Here is a 12,686-nt window from a genome sequence, read left to right as displayed (position 1 = left end):
ATAAAATTTAAATATATCTAAAATTATAAATAAAAGATAAATAATAGTTGATTATTTATAATTAATATTATATACTACTATTAGTAGTTGGTACTAATTCCAACTATAAAAACTTGGAGGTAATATGAAAAAGAAAAGCAAAGCAGAAAGACAACATGAACTTGTCGAGATGCTAAAGGATGATCCTTTTTATACAGATGAAGAATTGGCAAATGTATTTGATGTAAGTATACAAACTATAAGACTTGATAGACTTGCATTAAATATTCCAGAGCTTAGAGAAAGAGTTAAGCAAATAGCTGAAACTGAAACATCTAAAGTTAAGACTTTAGGTATAAAAGAGATAACAGGAGAGATAATTGACTTATCTGTTGGTCAATTAGGCATATCTATGTTAGATATTACCGAAGATATGATTTACTCCAAAACTGGAACTCTTAAAGATGAATATATATTTTCACTAGCAAATTCTTTAGCTATGGCTATAATAGATGCACCTCAAGTAATAATGAGGTTTGCGAACATAAAAACGCTTAAGCATATACAACAAAAAGATAGACTTATAGCAAAAGCGGAAATATATAAAAACGTTGATAAAAAACATTATGTAAAAGTTGTAGTTAATAATAAAGCGCAAGAACAGATATTTAGAGGAAAATTTATATTTGAAGAGTTAGTTTAGGAGGAGAAATTTATGAAAATTGTAATTGATGGAATGGGCGGAGATAACGCACCAAAGTCTAATGTAGAAGGTGTAGTTAGCGCTATAAAAGAGTACGGTATAGATGTAATAATTACTGGAGATAAAAATATTTTAGAAGATGAATTTTCAAAATACGAATTTGATAGAGATAAGTTAGAAATAGTGCATACTACTGAAATTATAGAAAACGAAGATAAACCAGTAAAAGCAATAAGATCTAAAAAAGATTCATCTATGGTTGTTGCTTTGAAAATGGTCAAAGAAAATAAAGCTGATGCAATAGTGTCTGCAGGTAATACAGGAGCATTATTAGCAGGAGGACTATTTGTAGTAGGAAGAATAAAAGGAATAGACAGACCTTGTTTATGCCCAGCAATACCAAATGTAAAAGGAGGAATGACTCTTATTGCAGATGGAGGAGCAAATGCAGACTGTAAGCCGATTAATTTAGTTGAATTTGCAGGTATGAGTAATATATACGCTAAAAAGGTACTAGGACTTCAAAATCCAAGAGTTGCCCTAGCCAATGTTGGAACTGAAGAGGGTAAAGGAAATGATTTAGTAAAAAAATCATATGAAGAACTTAAGAAGTTAGATTTAAACTTTATCGGAAATATAGAAGCTAGAGAACTTATAAATTCATATACAGATATAGTTGTATGTGATGGATTTACTGGAAATATCTTATTAAAATCAGCAGAAGGAATTGCGATGTCTATACTAGGACTTCTAAAAGAAACATTTTTAGCAAGTACTAAAGGTAAATTAGGAGCCCTTCTTTTAAAAGATGACTTGAGAAAATTAAAAACTATGATGGACTACTCAGAATATGGAGGAGCACCTCTTTTAGGAGTTAATGGAGGAGTTATAAAGGCACATGGAAGTTCTGATGCAAAAGCTATAAAAAATGCTATAAATCAAGCTATTAAGTTTTCTAAAGGAAATGTAGTTGAAGATATAAAAGAATTTATAAAGACTATTGAAGAAGAAGATTAAGATAAATAGAAATAATCCAACTTGGAGGTTAATTTATGAATACAAAGGCTGGTATATTAGGAGTTGGAAGTTATTTACCTGAAAAAATAATTTCAAACTTTGACCTTGAAAAGATAATGGATACATCAGATGAATGGATAAGAACTAGAACAGGTATAAAAGAAAGAAGAGTTGCAGATGTAAATGAGGCAACTTCAGACCTTGCAACAAAAGCAGCTTTAAATGCTATAAAAGATGCAAATTTAACTCCTGAAGATATAGACTTAATAATTGTAGCTACAATAACTCCAGATATGATATTTCCTTCTACAGCATGTTTAGTTCAAGCTAATATAAAAGCAACAAAAGCAGCATGCTTTGATTTAGAAGCAGCATGTTCGGGATTTATATATGGTATGACAGTAGCTAAACAATTTATAGAAACTAATACATATAAACATGTCTTAGTTATAGGAGCAGAAGCTTTATCTAGAATATTAGATTATGAAGATAGGTCTACAGCAATACTTTTTGGAGACGGAGCAGGTGCTGTGGTTATGGGATCTGTAAATGGAGGTGGAGTATTATCTACTAATTTAGGTTCTGATGGAAATGGAAAAGATTATCTTAATATACCAGCTGGAGGTTCAAAAAATCCAGCCAGTGAAGAAACTTTAAAAAATAGGTTGCATTATGTCAAGATGGCAGGAAATGATGTGTTTAAGTTTGCGGTTAGAATAATGCAAGATGCATCAATTAAGTGTGTTGAAAGTGCAAACCTTGATATACAAGATATAGATTACCTTATACCACACCAAGCTAATATAAGAATAATAGAAGCTTCAGCAAAAAGACTTAAATTAAATATGGATAAAGTTTATGTTAATTTAGATAGATATGGAAATATGTCGGCAGCATCAATTCCAGTAGCATTAGATGAAGCTTATAGAGAAGGTAAAATAAAAAAAGGCGATAATATAGTGTTAGTAGGATTTGGAGGCGGTCTAACTTGGGGAGCTTCTGTAGTTAGATGGAGTATATAAGGAGGAAACAATGAATAAATTATGTGAGATTTTAAATATAAAGTATCCAATAATTCAAGGTGGAATGGCTTGGGTAGCAACTGCAGAGTTGGCAGCTGGAGTTTCAAATGCAGGTGGATTAGGAATCATAGCTGCAGGAAATGCTCCGAAGGATATTGTAAAAAAACAAATAATAAAATGTAGAGAGTTAACAGATAAACCATTCGGAGTTAACGTAATGTTACTTTCTCCGTTTGTAGATGAAATAATTGATTTAGTAATAGAAGAGAAAATAGAAGTTATAACAACAGGAGCTGGCAATCCTGCAAAATACATGGATAGATTAAAAGAAGTAAATATTAAAGTTATACCTGTAGTACCAACAATAGCATTAGCAAAGAGAATGGAAAAGTATGGAGCAGATGCTATTATAGTTGAAGGTACAGAAGCAGGAGGTCACATAGGAGAATTAACAACTATGGTCTTAACTCCTCAAGTTGCAGATAACGTTAACATACCTGTTATTGCAGCTGGAGGAATAGCTAATGGTAAAGGACTAGCAGCAGCATTGTGTTTAGGAGCTAGTGGAGTTCAGGTAGGAACTAGATTTATATGTAGTGATGAATGTATAGTTCATGAAAATTATAAAAAATTTATTTTAAAATCTAAGGATAGGGATGCAATAGTAACTGGGAGAAGTACTGGTCATCCAGTAAGAACATTAAAAAATAAGTTAGCTAAAGATATATTAAATATGGAAAAAGAAGGGGCTGATATTTTAGAAATAGATAAAAAAGGAGTAGGGTCATTAAAAGCTGCAGCTATAGATGGTGATTTAGATTATGGGTCTTTTATGGCAGGTCAGATAGCATCATATATAAATGATATAAAACCTTGTAAACAAATAATTGAAGATATGATAAAAGATGCTAAATCTGTAATATCTAATATAAATATAGACTTGGAGGTATCACATGGGTAAAATTGCATTAGTTTTTCCAGGGCAAGGTGCTCAATATGTAGGAATGGCAAATGACATATACAATAGTGATGATATAGCGAGAAAAGTAATTGATGAGGCACAAGACTCAATAGGTATACAATTAAAGAAAATAATGTTTGAAGGTAGTGATGAAGAGTTATCTAAAACAGAAAATACTCAGCCTGCTATAGTAACACATAGTATAGCATTATTTGAAAGTCTAAAGAAGAAAATCGACTTAAAATATGATGCATGCTTAGGACTTTCTTTAGGTGAATATAGTGCATTAGTAGCTGCAGATGCAATGGATTTTAAAGATGCTGTATCCATAGTAAAAAAAAGGGGAAAGTATATGCAAGAAAGTGTGCCTATAGGAAAAGGAAGCATGGCAGCTATATTAGGGTTAGATAGAGATAAAGTAAATAAGGTTATAAATGAAATAAATAACGGAGTAATAGAAGTTGCAAATTACAACTCACCAGGTCAAATTGTCATATCTGGAGAAATTGATACAGTTAAAGATAGTATTAATTTATTTAAAGAAAATGGAGCTAAAAAAGCAGTTTTATTAAATGTAAGTGCACCATTTCACTCATCAATGTTAAGGCCAGCAGGATATAAACTTAAAAAAGAGCTAGATGATATTAATTTAAGGAAATGTAAGGTTTCTGTAGTTTCGAATGTAAATGCAGATTACTATACAGAAAATTATAAAGAGTTATTAGTTAATCAGGTTAGCTCATCGGTTTTATGGGAAGATTCAATAGAAAAATTAATAGATGAAGGATTCGACACATTCATAGAAATAGGTCCAGGAAAAACATTAAAGGGATTTATAAAGAAAATATCTAGTAAGAAAAAGATTAATGTAAACGTTTACAATATAGAGGGTTCAGAATCTATGAGTATATTTATAGAATCTTACAAAAGAGGTGAAATATAATGATTAACTTAGATGGTAAAGTTTGTTTGATAACTGGAGGTTCAAGAGGTATAGGTAAAGCTATAGTTAAAAAACTAGCATTACATAAAGCAAATATAATAATTAACTATACATCAAATGAAAACCATGCCCTAAAAATTAAAGAAGAAATAGAAGAATATGGTGTTAAATGTGTACTTATTAAATGTGATGTATCTAAAAGTAGTGATGTTGAAAATATGATTGAAACTGCAATTAATGAGTTTGGTAAAATTGATATATTAGTAAACAATGCAGGTGTAACTAAAGATGGACTTTTAATAAGAATGAAAGAGGAAGACTTTGATAAAGTTATAGATATAAATTTAAAAGGAGTTTTCAATTGTACTAAATCAGTATCTAAGTACATGATGAAAAAAAGGTATGGGAAGATAATAAACATATCATCTGTGGTAGGAATTATTGGAAATATAGGTCAAGTTAATTATTGTGCATCTAAAGCTGGGGTTATAGGGCTTACAAAATCAAGTGCAAGAGAACTTGCTTCAAGAAATATAAATGTAAATGCAATAGCTCCAGGATTTATAGATACAGATATGACTAGTGTTTTAAATGAAAATTTAAAAGAACAAATGCTAAAAAATATTCCACAAAATAGATTTGGAGAACCTGAAGATGTAGCTAATTTAGTTTTATTTTTAGCTAGTGATATGGCAAGTTATATAACAGGTCAGGTTATAAATGTAGATGGTGGAATGGTAATGCAATAAATATTTTAAAAATATAAAAAAATAAAAAATTTAGGAGGATTTAATTATGTTTGAAAAAGTTGTAGAAATAATAAAGGACCAATTAGGGATAGATGATAAAGAGATAACTATGGAGACTTCACTAATGAAAGATTTAGAAGCAGACTCATTAGATGCAGTTGAAATAATGATGGCACTTGAAGATGAATTTTCAATAGAAATCCCAGATACAGAAGCAGAAAAATTTGTATGTATAGGAGATATAGTAAGATACATAGAAGCTAACAAATAGTGGAGGTTACGTTATGAGAAAGAGAGTTGTTATAACAGGCTTAGGATGTGTGACTCCAGTTGGTACAGGTAAAGATAAATTTTGGGAAAACATAAAAAATGGTATTTGTGGCATAGATAAAATAACAAGATTTGATTCATCTTCATTTCAAACTCAAATAGCTGGAGAAGTTAAAGATTTTAATCCAGAAGATTATATGAATAAAAAAGAATCAAAGAGAATGGATAGATTTACTCATTTTGCTATAGCATCTGCATCTTTGGCAGTGAAAGATGCAAATCTTGATATGGATTTGTTAAATAAAGAAAAAGTAGGTGTTATAATAGGATCTGGTATAGGTGGAGTTGAGACTATAGAAGAACAACACAAAATACTATTAGAAAAAGGGAATAAAAGGGTTAGTCCATTCTTTGTTCCTATGATGATATCTAATATGGCTGCAGGTCAAGTATCTATTATGTTAGGAGCAAAAGGACCAAATACTAATGTATCAACAGCCTGCGCATCTGGCTCACACGCTATAGGAGATGCATTTAAAATAGTACAACGAGGAGATGCAACTATTATGGTTGCAGGAGGTAGTGAAGCTGGAATTACTCCACTTTCATTTGCAGGTTTTTGTAACATGAAAGCAATGTCTACCAGAAATGATAGTCCTGAAACTGCATCTAGACCATTTGACAAAGACAGAGATGGATTTGTAATGGGAGAAGGATCAGGAATAGTTATATTAGAAGAATTAGAACATGCTTTAAAAAGAGGCGCTAAAATCTATGCTGAAGTAGTTGGATACGGCTTAACAGCAGATGCACACCATATGACAACTCCAGCAGAAAATGGTGAAGGTGCATCTAGAGCAATAAATATGGCAATAAAGGATGGAAATATACCTCTTAGTGAAGTGGACTATATAAATGCACATGGAACATCTACTTATTATAATGACAAGTTTGAGACTATGGCTATAAAAGATGTATTTAAAGAACATTCCTATGACTTATGTGTATCATCTACAAAATCTATGACGGGGCACTTGCTAGGAGCTGCAGGAGCGATAGAAGCTATTGTATGTGCAATGTCTATATATGATGGATATGTTCCACCTACTATAAATGTAGAAAATGTAGATGAAGAATTAGATTTAGATTATGTTATAAATAAAGGGAGGGAAAAAAATGTTAGGTATGCTTTATCAAATTCATTAGGATTTGGAGGACATAATGCAACGCTAGCATTTAAAAAATACGATTAATAAAAAACCTTAGCTAATAAAAGTTAGCTAAGGTTTTTTAGTTTTAATAAATAAATTAAGATAAATATTTTTATAAATAAATTTTAAACATTTTGGCATATATATCTTTGGGTGAAAATATAATTATATAAACAAAGGAGGACAAGGATTATGAAAAAACTTTCAGATGAAATTTTAAATTCAGTATCACCTAGTTTAAGAGAAAAGATAGTTAATATACAAGATAATGATATAAATATAGAAGAAATAAGGCTTAGAGTACAAAAGCCACTAATAGTAAATTCCAATAGTAAAGATTATTTTTACAATAAATCAATTAATAATTTAGATACTAGAAACTTAAATCCATATATAGTTACAAAGGAAGATATAGAACAAACTTTTCAACTTATGTGTAAATATTCAATACATTCTTTTATCGATGATATAAAAAAAGGATTTATAACTTTAAAGGGAGGTCATAGAGTTGGAATAGTAGGAAAAGTAATTATAGAAGATGGTAATGTAAAAAATATTAAGCATATATCATCTTTAAATATAAGGGTTTCTAGAGAAATAAAGAATTGTTCTGACAAAGTTTTAGGGCATATAATAAAAAATTTTAAAGAAGTAAACAATACTTTGATAATATCACCTCCACAATGCGGTAAAACAACTTTACTTAGAGATATAGTTAGAAATTTAAGCAATGGAAATAAAGGTAGAGGATTTGAAGGAATAAAAGTAGCATTAATAGATGAAAGAAATGAGATATCGGGATCTTACTTAGGAGTTCCTCAAATGGATGTAGGAATAAGAACTGATGTTATTGAAACTTGTCCTAAAGATATAGGGATTATGATGCTTTTAAGAGCAATGTCACCAAACGTAATAGTTACAGATGAAATAGGTAGTGAAAAAGAAATAAAAGCTCTTTATACAGCATTAAATGGAGGGGTTAGTTTAATAACAACTGTACATGGTGATTCTATAGAGGATATAAAAGAAAGAAATGAATTGAGTAAGTTGTTGGATAAAGAACTATTTAAAAAAGTAATAATTTTATCTGCAAGAAATGGACCTGGAACTGTAGAAAAAGTATATGACCTAGAAGAGAAGAGGTGGTATTTTGCAAATTAAAATAGTTATGATTGGAATATTAGTAGCTTGTAGTTATTTGATAGGTGAATACATATATAAAGCATATGTAAAAAGACATAAGCAAATAAGTGAACTTATAAGGATTTTAGAAGTAATGAGAATGGACTTATCATTTGGATTATACACATTAGAAGAAATATTTTTTAGAGTAGGAGAAAATAAAGAATTTACAACTAGTAAATTTTTTAAAGATATGAGCGAAGATTTAAAAAATGAAAATAATATCACATTAGACAAGATGCTAGAAAATAATTTTTGTTATATGGAAAAAGAAACGTATCTTCAAGAAAAAGAGTTAGATGAATTAAAAAAACTAATATTGTCACTTGGAAGAGGAGATATATATTCTCAAGAAAGAATGATTGATTTATCTATTGAAAACCTTAAAAAGTTAACGTCAGAAAGCAAAGAAGACATAAATAAAAAAGGAGTAGTGTATAAAAAATTATCAACTATAATTGGTCTAGTTATAGGAATTTTTCTAATTTAGGAGGGGTAATATGGATATAACTTTGATATTTAAAGTAGCAGGTATTGGGTTGTTAATATCTGTACTTAATATGGTGCTTGAAAAAACAGATAGAAAAGATTGGACTACTTTAACTACGCTTGCAGGAGTAATAATAGTCCTTACAATGGTTATAACAGAAATTAATGATTTATTTAATGCAGTAAGAACTATGTTTCAATTGTATTAAGGAGGAGATTTTTTGGATGTAATGAAATTAGTAGGTCTTGCTCTTATATCTACTATACTTTGTTTGATTATAAAAAAAGACAGACCAGAAATGGCAATGTTTATAGGTATATTAACAGGAATAATGATTTTATTATCAGTAACGTATAAGTTCAATTTTATAATTGAAAGTATAAATGAATTAGCTGATAAGGCAAATATACCTACTATGTATATATCTTTAATAATAAAGCTTATTGGGATAGCATATTTAATGGAATTTGCTATTCAAATATGCAAAGATTGTGGGGAAGGAAATATTGCAACCAAACTTGAATTTGGAGGGAAAATTATAGTTATGACGATGTCATTCCCTATTTTGATATCTATTATAGATATGATTTTAAATATAATTCCATAGGAGAATGATTACTTATGAAAAAAATTTTGGCTAGTATAATAATTTGTATACTAATTGGAGTTACATTTGCCAATATATCATTTGCAAATGAAAAAGAAGCTAAAGAAAGTGTAGAATCATATATAAATGATCAGATAAGTAAAATAAATTTAGAAGATATACAAAAACATATAAAAGAAGAAAGTTTAATAGAAGATGTAGATATAAAGACTTTTATAAAAGACTTAATATCGGGCAAAAAGACAATGTTAGATTTAATTGATAAAGAAGGAATCAAGTTAGTTTTATTTGATGAACTTCAATCAAGTTTAAAAGTAGCTTCAATAATATTTGTTTTAGCACTTTTATCATCTATATTAAAAAGTTTAGACAATTCATTTTCATCAGGATCAATAAGTCAAATCACAACATATATAGTGTTTATTGTCATGGTAACTTTAATGCTAATAGGATTTAAAGATGTTTTAAATATATGTAATACAACTATTAATAGTATGATAAATTTAATGCAGATTGTAATGCCCATACTAATTACATTCTTAGTAGTTATGGGATTTCCAATGACATCTACAGTTATGACTCCTATATTTATGGGAGGTGTAACTTTTATAAATATTATATTTAAAAATTTTCTTTTTATATCTATAACTATAGGATTTTCAATTTTAGTTATAAATAACATATCAAAAAGTATAAAATTAAAAAAACTATCATCTTTTATAAAGCAAATAAATTTAATAACTATAGGTGCAGTATTTACTATATACCTTGCTCTTGTTTCTATGCAAGGTATGTATGTGAAAAGTTTGGATGGATTTGCAGTAAAAAGTACTAAATTTGCGATAGGAAACTTTATACCTGTTGTAGGGGGATTTGTATCAGATTCATTTGATATAATTTTATCTTCATCTCAATTGATAAAAAATTTATTTGGAGGCGTAGGGTTAATTATATTAGTAGGAATATGCCTAATACCTATAATAAAGATAGTTTCTATAATTTTAGTTTATAAAACATCGGCTATGGTTGTAGAGCCAGTTGGAGAAGAGAGTATATCAAATTTTTTAAATGAAGTTTCTAATCTTATGGGGATAATGTTAGCATGTATAATCGCTATAACCATAATGTTTTTCGTTACAATTGCAATAGTAATATCTATTAGTGTTGTAGCTCAGTAAAAGGAGGGAAAAATGTTAGAGAGTGTTAAAGCTTGGATAGTAAGTATTTTAATAGCTGCATTTATAGTTAATATAGTTAATATGGTTTTGCCTTCTTCTAAAATTAAATCATACATAAATTTAGTTTTAAATTTTATATTCATATTTATAGTTATAAGTCCTGTAATAGACTTTTTTTCAGAAAATATAAGTCTTGAAGATAGGTTATTAAAAACATATACAAAATATAATCAAGCTTATATAGAGAGTATGAATAATTTATCAAAAGACACAGGGGATAAAAGCATAAAATCAGGATATGAAGATGGACTAAAGAGTGTATTAAAGCTTAAACTAGAGGGATCTGGATATGAATTAGAAGACATAGAGTTTGATGGATCGGATATAAGCAAAATAAAAGTAAAAGATAATAGTAATAAAAATGAAAAAAAAGACATACAATTTAACAAGAGTGAAAAGGACAAGCAAGTATTTAAAGAAAATTCAGATTATAATTTAGACGATAAAGATGAAAAAATAAAAAAAGATTTAGTTGAGATACTTGATATATCAATTGAAAGCATAGAAATTGATTAATAGGAGTTGAGTAAAGATGTTTAAGAATTTTAAAGAAGAAGATAAGAAAAAGATATATAGTTTAGCTGCTTTATCATTTGTATGTATTATAGGGTTAGTTATTTTTTCTAAGGATTTTGAAGTAGAAAGTAATAAAAATAAATTAACTGAAAGTGAAAATACAAAAATTAAGGAAACTCAAACTAAGGAAGAGGATGATTTAGAAAGTAAGCTAGAAAATATATTATCTCAAATAGAAGGAGCTGGAGAAGTTAAAGCAATGATAACATTTAAGGCAGGGGAACAAATAGAACCAGCATTTAACTCAAATTCTACAAAGGAAGAAACGACAGAAAAAGATTCTCAAGGTGGAGAAAGAACTGTTACTACATCAAGTGAAAATAAAACCATGATAACATCAAGTGAAAATAAACCAGTAGTACTAAAAACATCAGAACCAGAGATAAAGGGAGTTTTAGTAGTTTCAAGTGGAGCAAATGATCCAATTGTAAAAGAAAAATTATATTCTGCAGTACAAACAGCACTTCAAATTTCAGGTCATCAGGTACAAATTTACTCAAAATAAAAAAAATAATCATAATAGTAAAGCTCGTACATATAAATATTACAAGAAAATAAATTTTAATTAGGGGGAGTACAAATGAAGTTTAATAAGAATGTATTTAGAAGCAGAGGGTTTGTTGTAATGACGTTAACATTAATGTTAGTAGTAGTTGGAACAGTAAACTATAATTTAAGTAAGAAATCGGTTTTACAGGCATCTAAAGAGATGGAAATGTATGAAAATCAACAACTTGCAAAAAATAATGATAAAAAAGAAGCTAAAGTAGTAGATAGTAAAGAAACTGTAGTTAATGAAAAAGCAAAAGAAACTAGTAATAAAATAAAAACTCAAATAACTTCTGATAAAAATATGAAAAAGGCATCATATGCAGTTGATATGAAAATGAATAGAGAAAAACAAAGAAATGAATTAACAGAAGATTTAAATGAAATAATAAATAATCCTTCTACAGCAGAAGAAACAAGAAAACAAGCATCAAATATGAAATTACAACTTGTTAAGGATCAAGAGATGGAACTTAAGATAGAAGATTTATTAGGAGCTAAAGGATTTTCAAATTCATTAGTTTACATAAGTAATGATACTGTTAATGTAGTTGTTAATGAAGAGAAATTAAATAAGCAAGATGCAACTAAAATATTTGATTTAGTAGTAAACGAATCAAATGTAAAGCATGAAAATATTAAACTTATGAATAATAAATTAAAATAAGTATAAAAGCCTCAGCTATACTGGGGCGTTTTTTGTTGCAAAGTAAATTACTATTTGGTATTATTATATAATAAAATAGTTAATATAGGGATGTGATATATGATGGAAAATAATAACTTTGGTCAAGTTAAGATATCAAATGATGTCATCGCTACTATAGCAGGACTTGCAGCTATAGAAGTAGAAGGAGTAGAAACTACATCGACTTTCACAGATAAATTACTAAAGAACAATGGAGTTAAGATACAAATAGAGGAAGATGAAGTTATCTTAGATGTAATGATAATAATTGATTATGGAATATCTATACCTGATATAGCTTTTAAAGTACAAGAAAATGTAAAAAACACAGTTGAAACAATGACTGGATTAAAAGTTTCTCAAGTTAATATACATGTTCAAGGAATCAACTTTAAAAAAGATAAAGTTGAAAAGACAGAAACAAAGTAAGCATCTACTATAAGTTAATATGACCCTCTGAAAATCAGAGGGTTTTTTTATGACTAAATATGTATATAATAA

Annotated in this window: 17 protein-coding genes; all 17 read left to right on the top strand. The window is 28.6% G+C overall.

The window, feature by feature from the left end; genetic code table 11:
- Positions 1-124 precede the first annotated feature (124 nt).
- The 17 genes from fapR (at position 125) to H8891_RS08950 (ending at position 12,614) form a co-directional block, all read left to right on the top strand.
- Complete coding sequence (gene fapR, locus H8891_RS09030) at positions 125-682, top strand: transcription factor FapR (RefSeq protein WP_187006185.1); 558 nt, start codon at positions 125-127, stop codon at positions 680-682.
- 12 nt (positions 683-694) lie between these two features.
- A complete protein-coding gene (plsX, locus tag H8891_RS09025) occupies positions 695-1,699 on the top strand; it encodes a phosphate acyltransferase PlsX (RefSeq protein ID WP_187006184.1) in 1,005 nt (334 codons plus the stop codon).
- A gap of 35 nt (positions 1,700-1,734) precedes the next feature.
- The gene (locus H8891_RS09020; protein WP_187006183.1) at positions 1,735-2,721 is read left to right on the top strand and encodes a beta-ketoacyl-ACP synthase III; all 987 of its coding nucleotides are present in this window, start codon (positions 1,735-1,737) and stop codon (positions 2,719-2,721) included.
- Between the two features lie 10 nt (positions 2,722-2,731).
- The gene (gene fabK, locus H8891_RS09015) at positions 2,732-3,682 is read left to right on the top strand and encodes an enoyl-[acyl-carrier-protein] reductase FabK (protein ID WP_187006182.1); all 951 of its coding nucleotides are present in this window, start codon (positions 2,732-2,734) and stop codon (positions 3,680-3,682) included.
- Entirely contained in the window at positions 3,675-4,625 is a 951-nt protein-coding gene (fabD, locus tag H8891_RS09010; RefSeq protein WP_187006181.1) for an ACP S-malonyltransferase, read from the top strand. The genes fabK and fabD overlap by 8 nt, the downstream gene beginning before the upstream one ends.
- Positions 4,625-5,374 (top strand): 3-oxoacyl-[acyl-carrier-protein] reductase, encoded by a 750-nt coding sequence (fabG, locus tag H8891_RS09005; protein ID WP_187006180.1) that lies wholly within the window; start codon positions 4,625-4,627, stop codon positions 5,372-5,374. Before fabD ends, fabG begins: the two co-directional genes overlap by 1 nt.
- Positions 5,375-5,420: 46 nt before the next feature.
- Positions 5,421-5,645, top strand: coding sequence for an acyl carrier protein (gene acpP / locus H8891_RS09000; RefSeq protein ID WP_187006179.1), 225 nt, complete (start codon positions 5,421-5,423; stop codon positions 5,643-5,645).
- A 13-nt stretch (positions 5,646-5,658) separates the two neighbouring features.
- On the top strand, positions 5,659-6,897 hold the full coding sequence (gene fabF, locus H8891_RS08995) for a beta-ketoacyl-ACP synthase II (RefSeq protein ID WP_187006178.1): 1,239 nt from the start codon (positions 5,659-5,661) through the stop codon (positions 6,895-6,897).
- A gap of 150 nt (positions 6,898-7,047) precedes the next feature.
- A complete protein-coding gene (gene spoIIIAA / locus H8891_RS08990) occupies positions 7,048-8,016 on the top strand; it encodes a stage III sporulation protein AA (protein ID WP_187006177.1) in 969 nt (322 codons plus the stop codon).
- Positions 8,006-8,527, top strand: a complete 522-nt coding sequence (locus H8891_RS08985; RefSeq protein WP_187006176.1) for a stage III sporulation protein AB — start codon at positions 8,006-8,008, stop codon at positions 8,525-8,527. The genes spoIIIAA and H8891_RS08985 overlap by 11 nt, the downstream gene beginning before the upstream one ends.
- A gap of 10 nt (positions 8,528-8,537) precedes the next feature.
- Positions 8,538-8,735, top strand: coding sequence for a stage III sporulation protein AC (spoIIIAC, locus tag H8891_RS08980; protein WP_021122904.1), 198 nt, complete (start codon positions 8,538-8,540; stop codon positions 8,733-8,735).
- Between the two features lie 21 nt (positions 8,736-8,756).
- Positions 8,757-9,134 carry a stage III sporulation protein AD gene (gene spoIIIAD, locus H8891_RS08975; RefSeq protein WP_243207825.1) on the top strand — a complete coding sequence of 126 codons (378 nt, stop codon included), beginning with the start codon at positions 8,757-8,759 and terminating at the stop codon, positions 9,132-9,134.
- Between the two features lie 14 nt (positions 9,135-9,148).
- Positions 9,149-10,312 (top strand): stage III sporulation protein AE, encoded by a 1,164-nt coding sequence (gene spoIIIAE / locus H8891_RS08970; protein ID WP_147543220.1) that lies wholly within the window; start codon positions 9,149-9,151, stop codon positions 10,310-10,312.
- A gap of 12 nt (positions 10,313-10,324) precedes the next feature.
- Positions 10,325-10,888 carry a stage III sporulation protein AF gene (locus tag H8891_RS08965; RefSeq protein ID WP_187006175.1) on the top strand — a complete coding sequence of 188 codons (564 nt, stop codon included), beginning with the start codon at positions 10,325-10,327 and terminating at the stop codon, positions 10,886-10,888.
- 16 nt (positions 10,889-10,904) lie between these two features.
- Positions 10,905-11,453 (top strand): stage III sporulation protein AG, encoded by a 549-nt coding sequence (locus H8891_RS08960; RefSeq protein ID WP_187006174.1) that lies wholly within the window; start codon positions 10,905-10,907, stop codon positions 11,451-11,453.
- A 75-nt stretch (positions 11,454-11,528) separates the two neighbouring features.
- On the top strand, positions 11,529-12,164 hold the full coding sequence (locus tag H8891_RS08955; RefSeq protein WP_187006173.1) for a SpoIIIAH-like family protein: 636 nt from the start codon (positions 11,529-11,531) through the stop codon (positions 12,162-12,164).
- Positions 12,165-12,266: 102 nt separating this feature from the next.
- Positions 12,267-12,614 (top strand): Asp23/Gls24 family envelope stress response protein, encoded by a 348-nt coding sequence (locus H8891_RS08950; protein ID WP_187006304.1) that lies wholly within the window; start codon positions 12,267-12,269, stop codon positions 12,612-12,614.
- Positions 12,615-12,686 lie beyond the last annotated feature (72 nt).

It is taken from the genome of Paeniclostridium hominis, assembly GCF_014306135.1.
GTDB classification, from domain to species: domain Bacteria; phylum Bacillota; class Clostridia; order Peptostreptococcales; family Peptostreptococcaceae; genus Paraclostridium; species Paraclostridium hominis.
The sequence above is the reverse complement of the archived record's forward strand: the minus strand, read 5'-3'. Positions and strand labels throughout refer to the sequence as shown.

Excerpts from the sequence above, each read along its gene's own strand:
- spoIIIAA (WP_187006177.1), top strand. The coding sequence starts at position 7,048 with ATGAAAAAACTTTCAGATGAAATTTTAAATTCAGTATCACCTAGTTTA.
- fabK (WP_187006182.1), top strand. The coding sequence starts at position 2,732 with ATGAATAAATTATGTGAGATTTTAAATATAAAGTATCCAATAATTCAA.
- spoIIIAD (WP_243207825.1), top strand. The coding sequence starts at position 8,757 with ATGAAATTAGTAGGTCTTGCTCTTATATCTACTATACTTTGTTTGATT.
- fabF (WP_187006178.1), top strand. The coding sequence starts at position 5,659 with ATGAGAAAGAGAGTTGTTATAACAGGCTTAGGATGTGTGACTCCAGTT.
- plsX (WP_187006184.1), top strand. The coding sequence starts at position 695 with ATGAAAATTGTAATTGATGGAATGGGCGGAGATAACGCACCAAAGTCT.
- H8891_RS08955 (WP_187006173.1), top strand. The coding sequence starts at position 11,529 with ATGAAGTTTAATAAGAATGTATTTAGAAGCAGAGGGTTTGTTGTAATG.
- acpP (WP_187006179.1), top strand. The coding sequence starts at position 5,421 with ATGTTTGAAAAAGTTGTAGAAATAATAAAGGACCAATTAGGGATAGAT.
- H8891_RS08965 (WP_187006175.1), top strand. The coding sequence starts at position 10,325 with ATGTTAGAGAGTGTTAAAGCTTGGATAGTAAGTATTTTAATAGCTGCA.
- H8891_RS09020 (WP_187006183.1), top strand. The coding sequence starts at position 1,735 with ATGAATACAAAGGCTGGTATATTAGGAGTTGGAAGTTATTTACCTGAA.
- fabG (WP_187006180.1), top strand. The coding sequence starts at position 4,625 with ATGATTAACTTAGATGGTAAAGTTTGTTTGATAACTGGAGGTTCAAGA.
- H8891_RS08950 (WP_187006304.1), top strand. The coding sequence starts at position 12,267 with ATGGAAAATAATAACTTTGGTCAAGTTAAGATATCAAATGATGTCATC.
- spoIIIAC (WP_021122904.1), top strand. The coding sequence starts at position 8,538 with ATGGATATAACTTTGATATTTAAAGTAGCAGGTATTGGGTTGTTAATA.
- fapR (WP_187006185.1), top strand. The coding sequence starts at position 125 with ATGAAAAAGAAAAGCAAAGCAGAAAGACAACATGAACTTGTCGAGATG.
- fabD (WP_187006181.1), top strand. The coding sequence starts at position 3,675 with ATGGGTAAAATTGCATTAGTTTTTCCAGGGCAAGGTGCTCAATATGTA.
- spoIIIAE (WP_147543220.1), top strand. The coding sequence starts at position 9,149 with ATGAAAAAAATTTTGGCTAGTATAATAATTTGTATACTAATTGGAGTT.
- H8891_RS08960 (WP_187006174.1), top strand. The coding sequence starts at position 10,905 with ATGTTTAAGAATTTTAAAGAAGAAGATAAGAAAAAGATATATAGTTTA.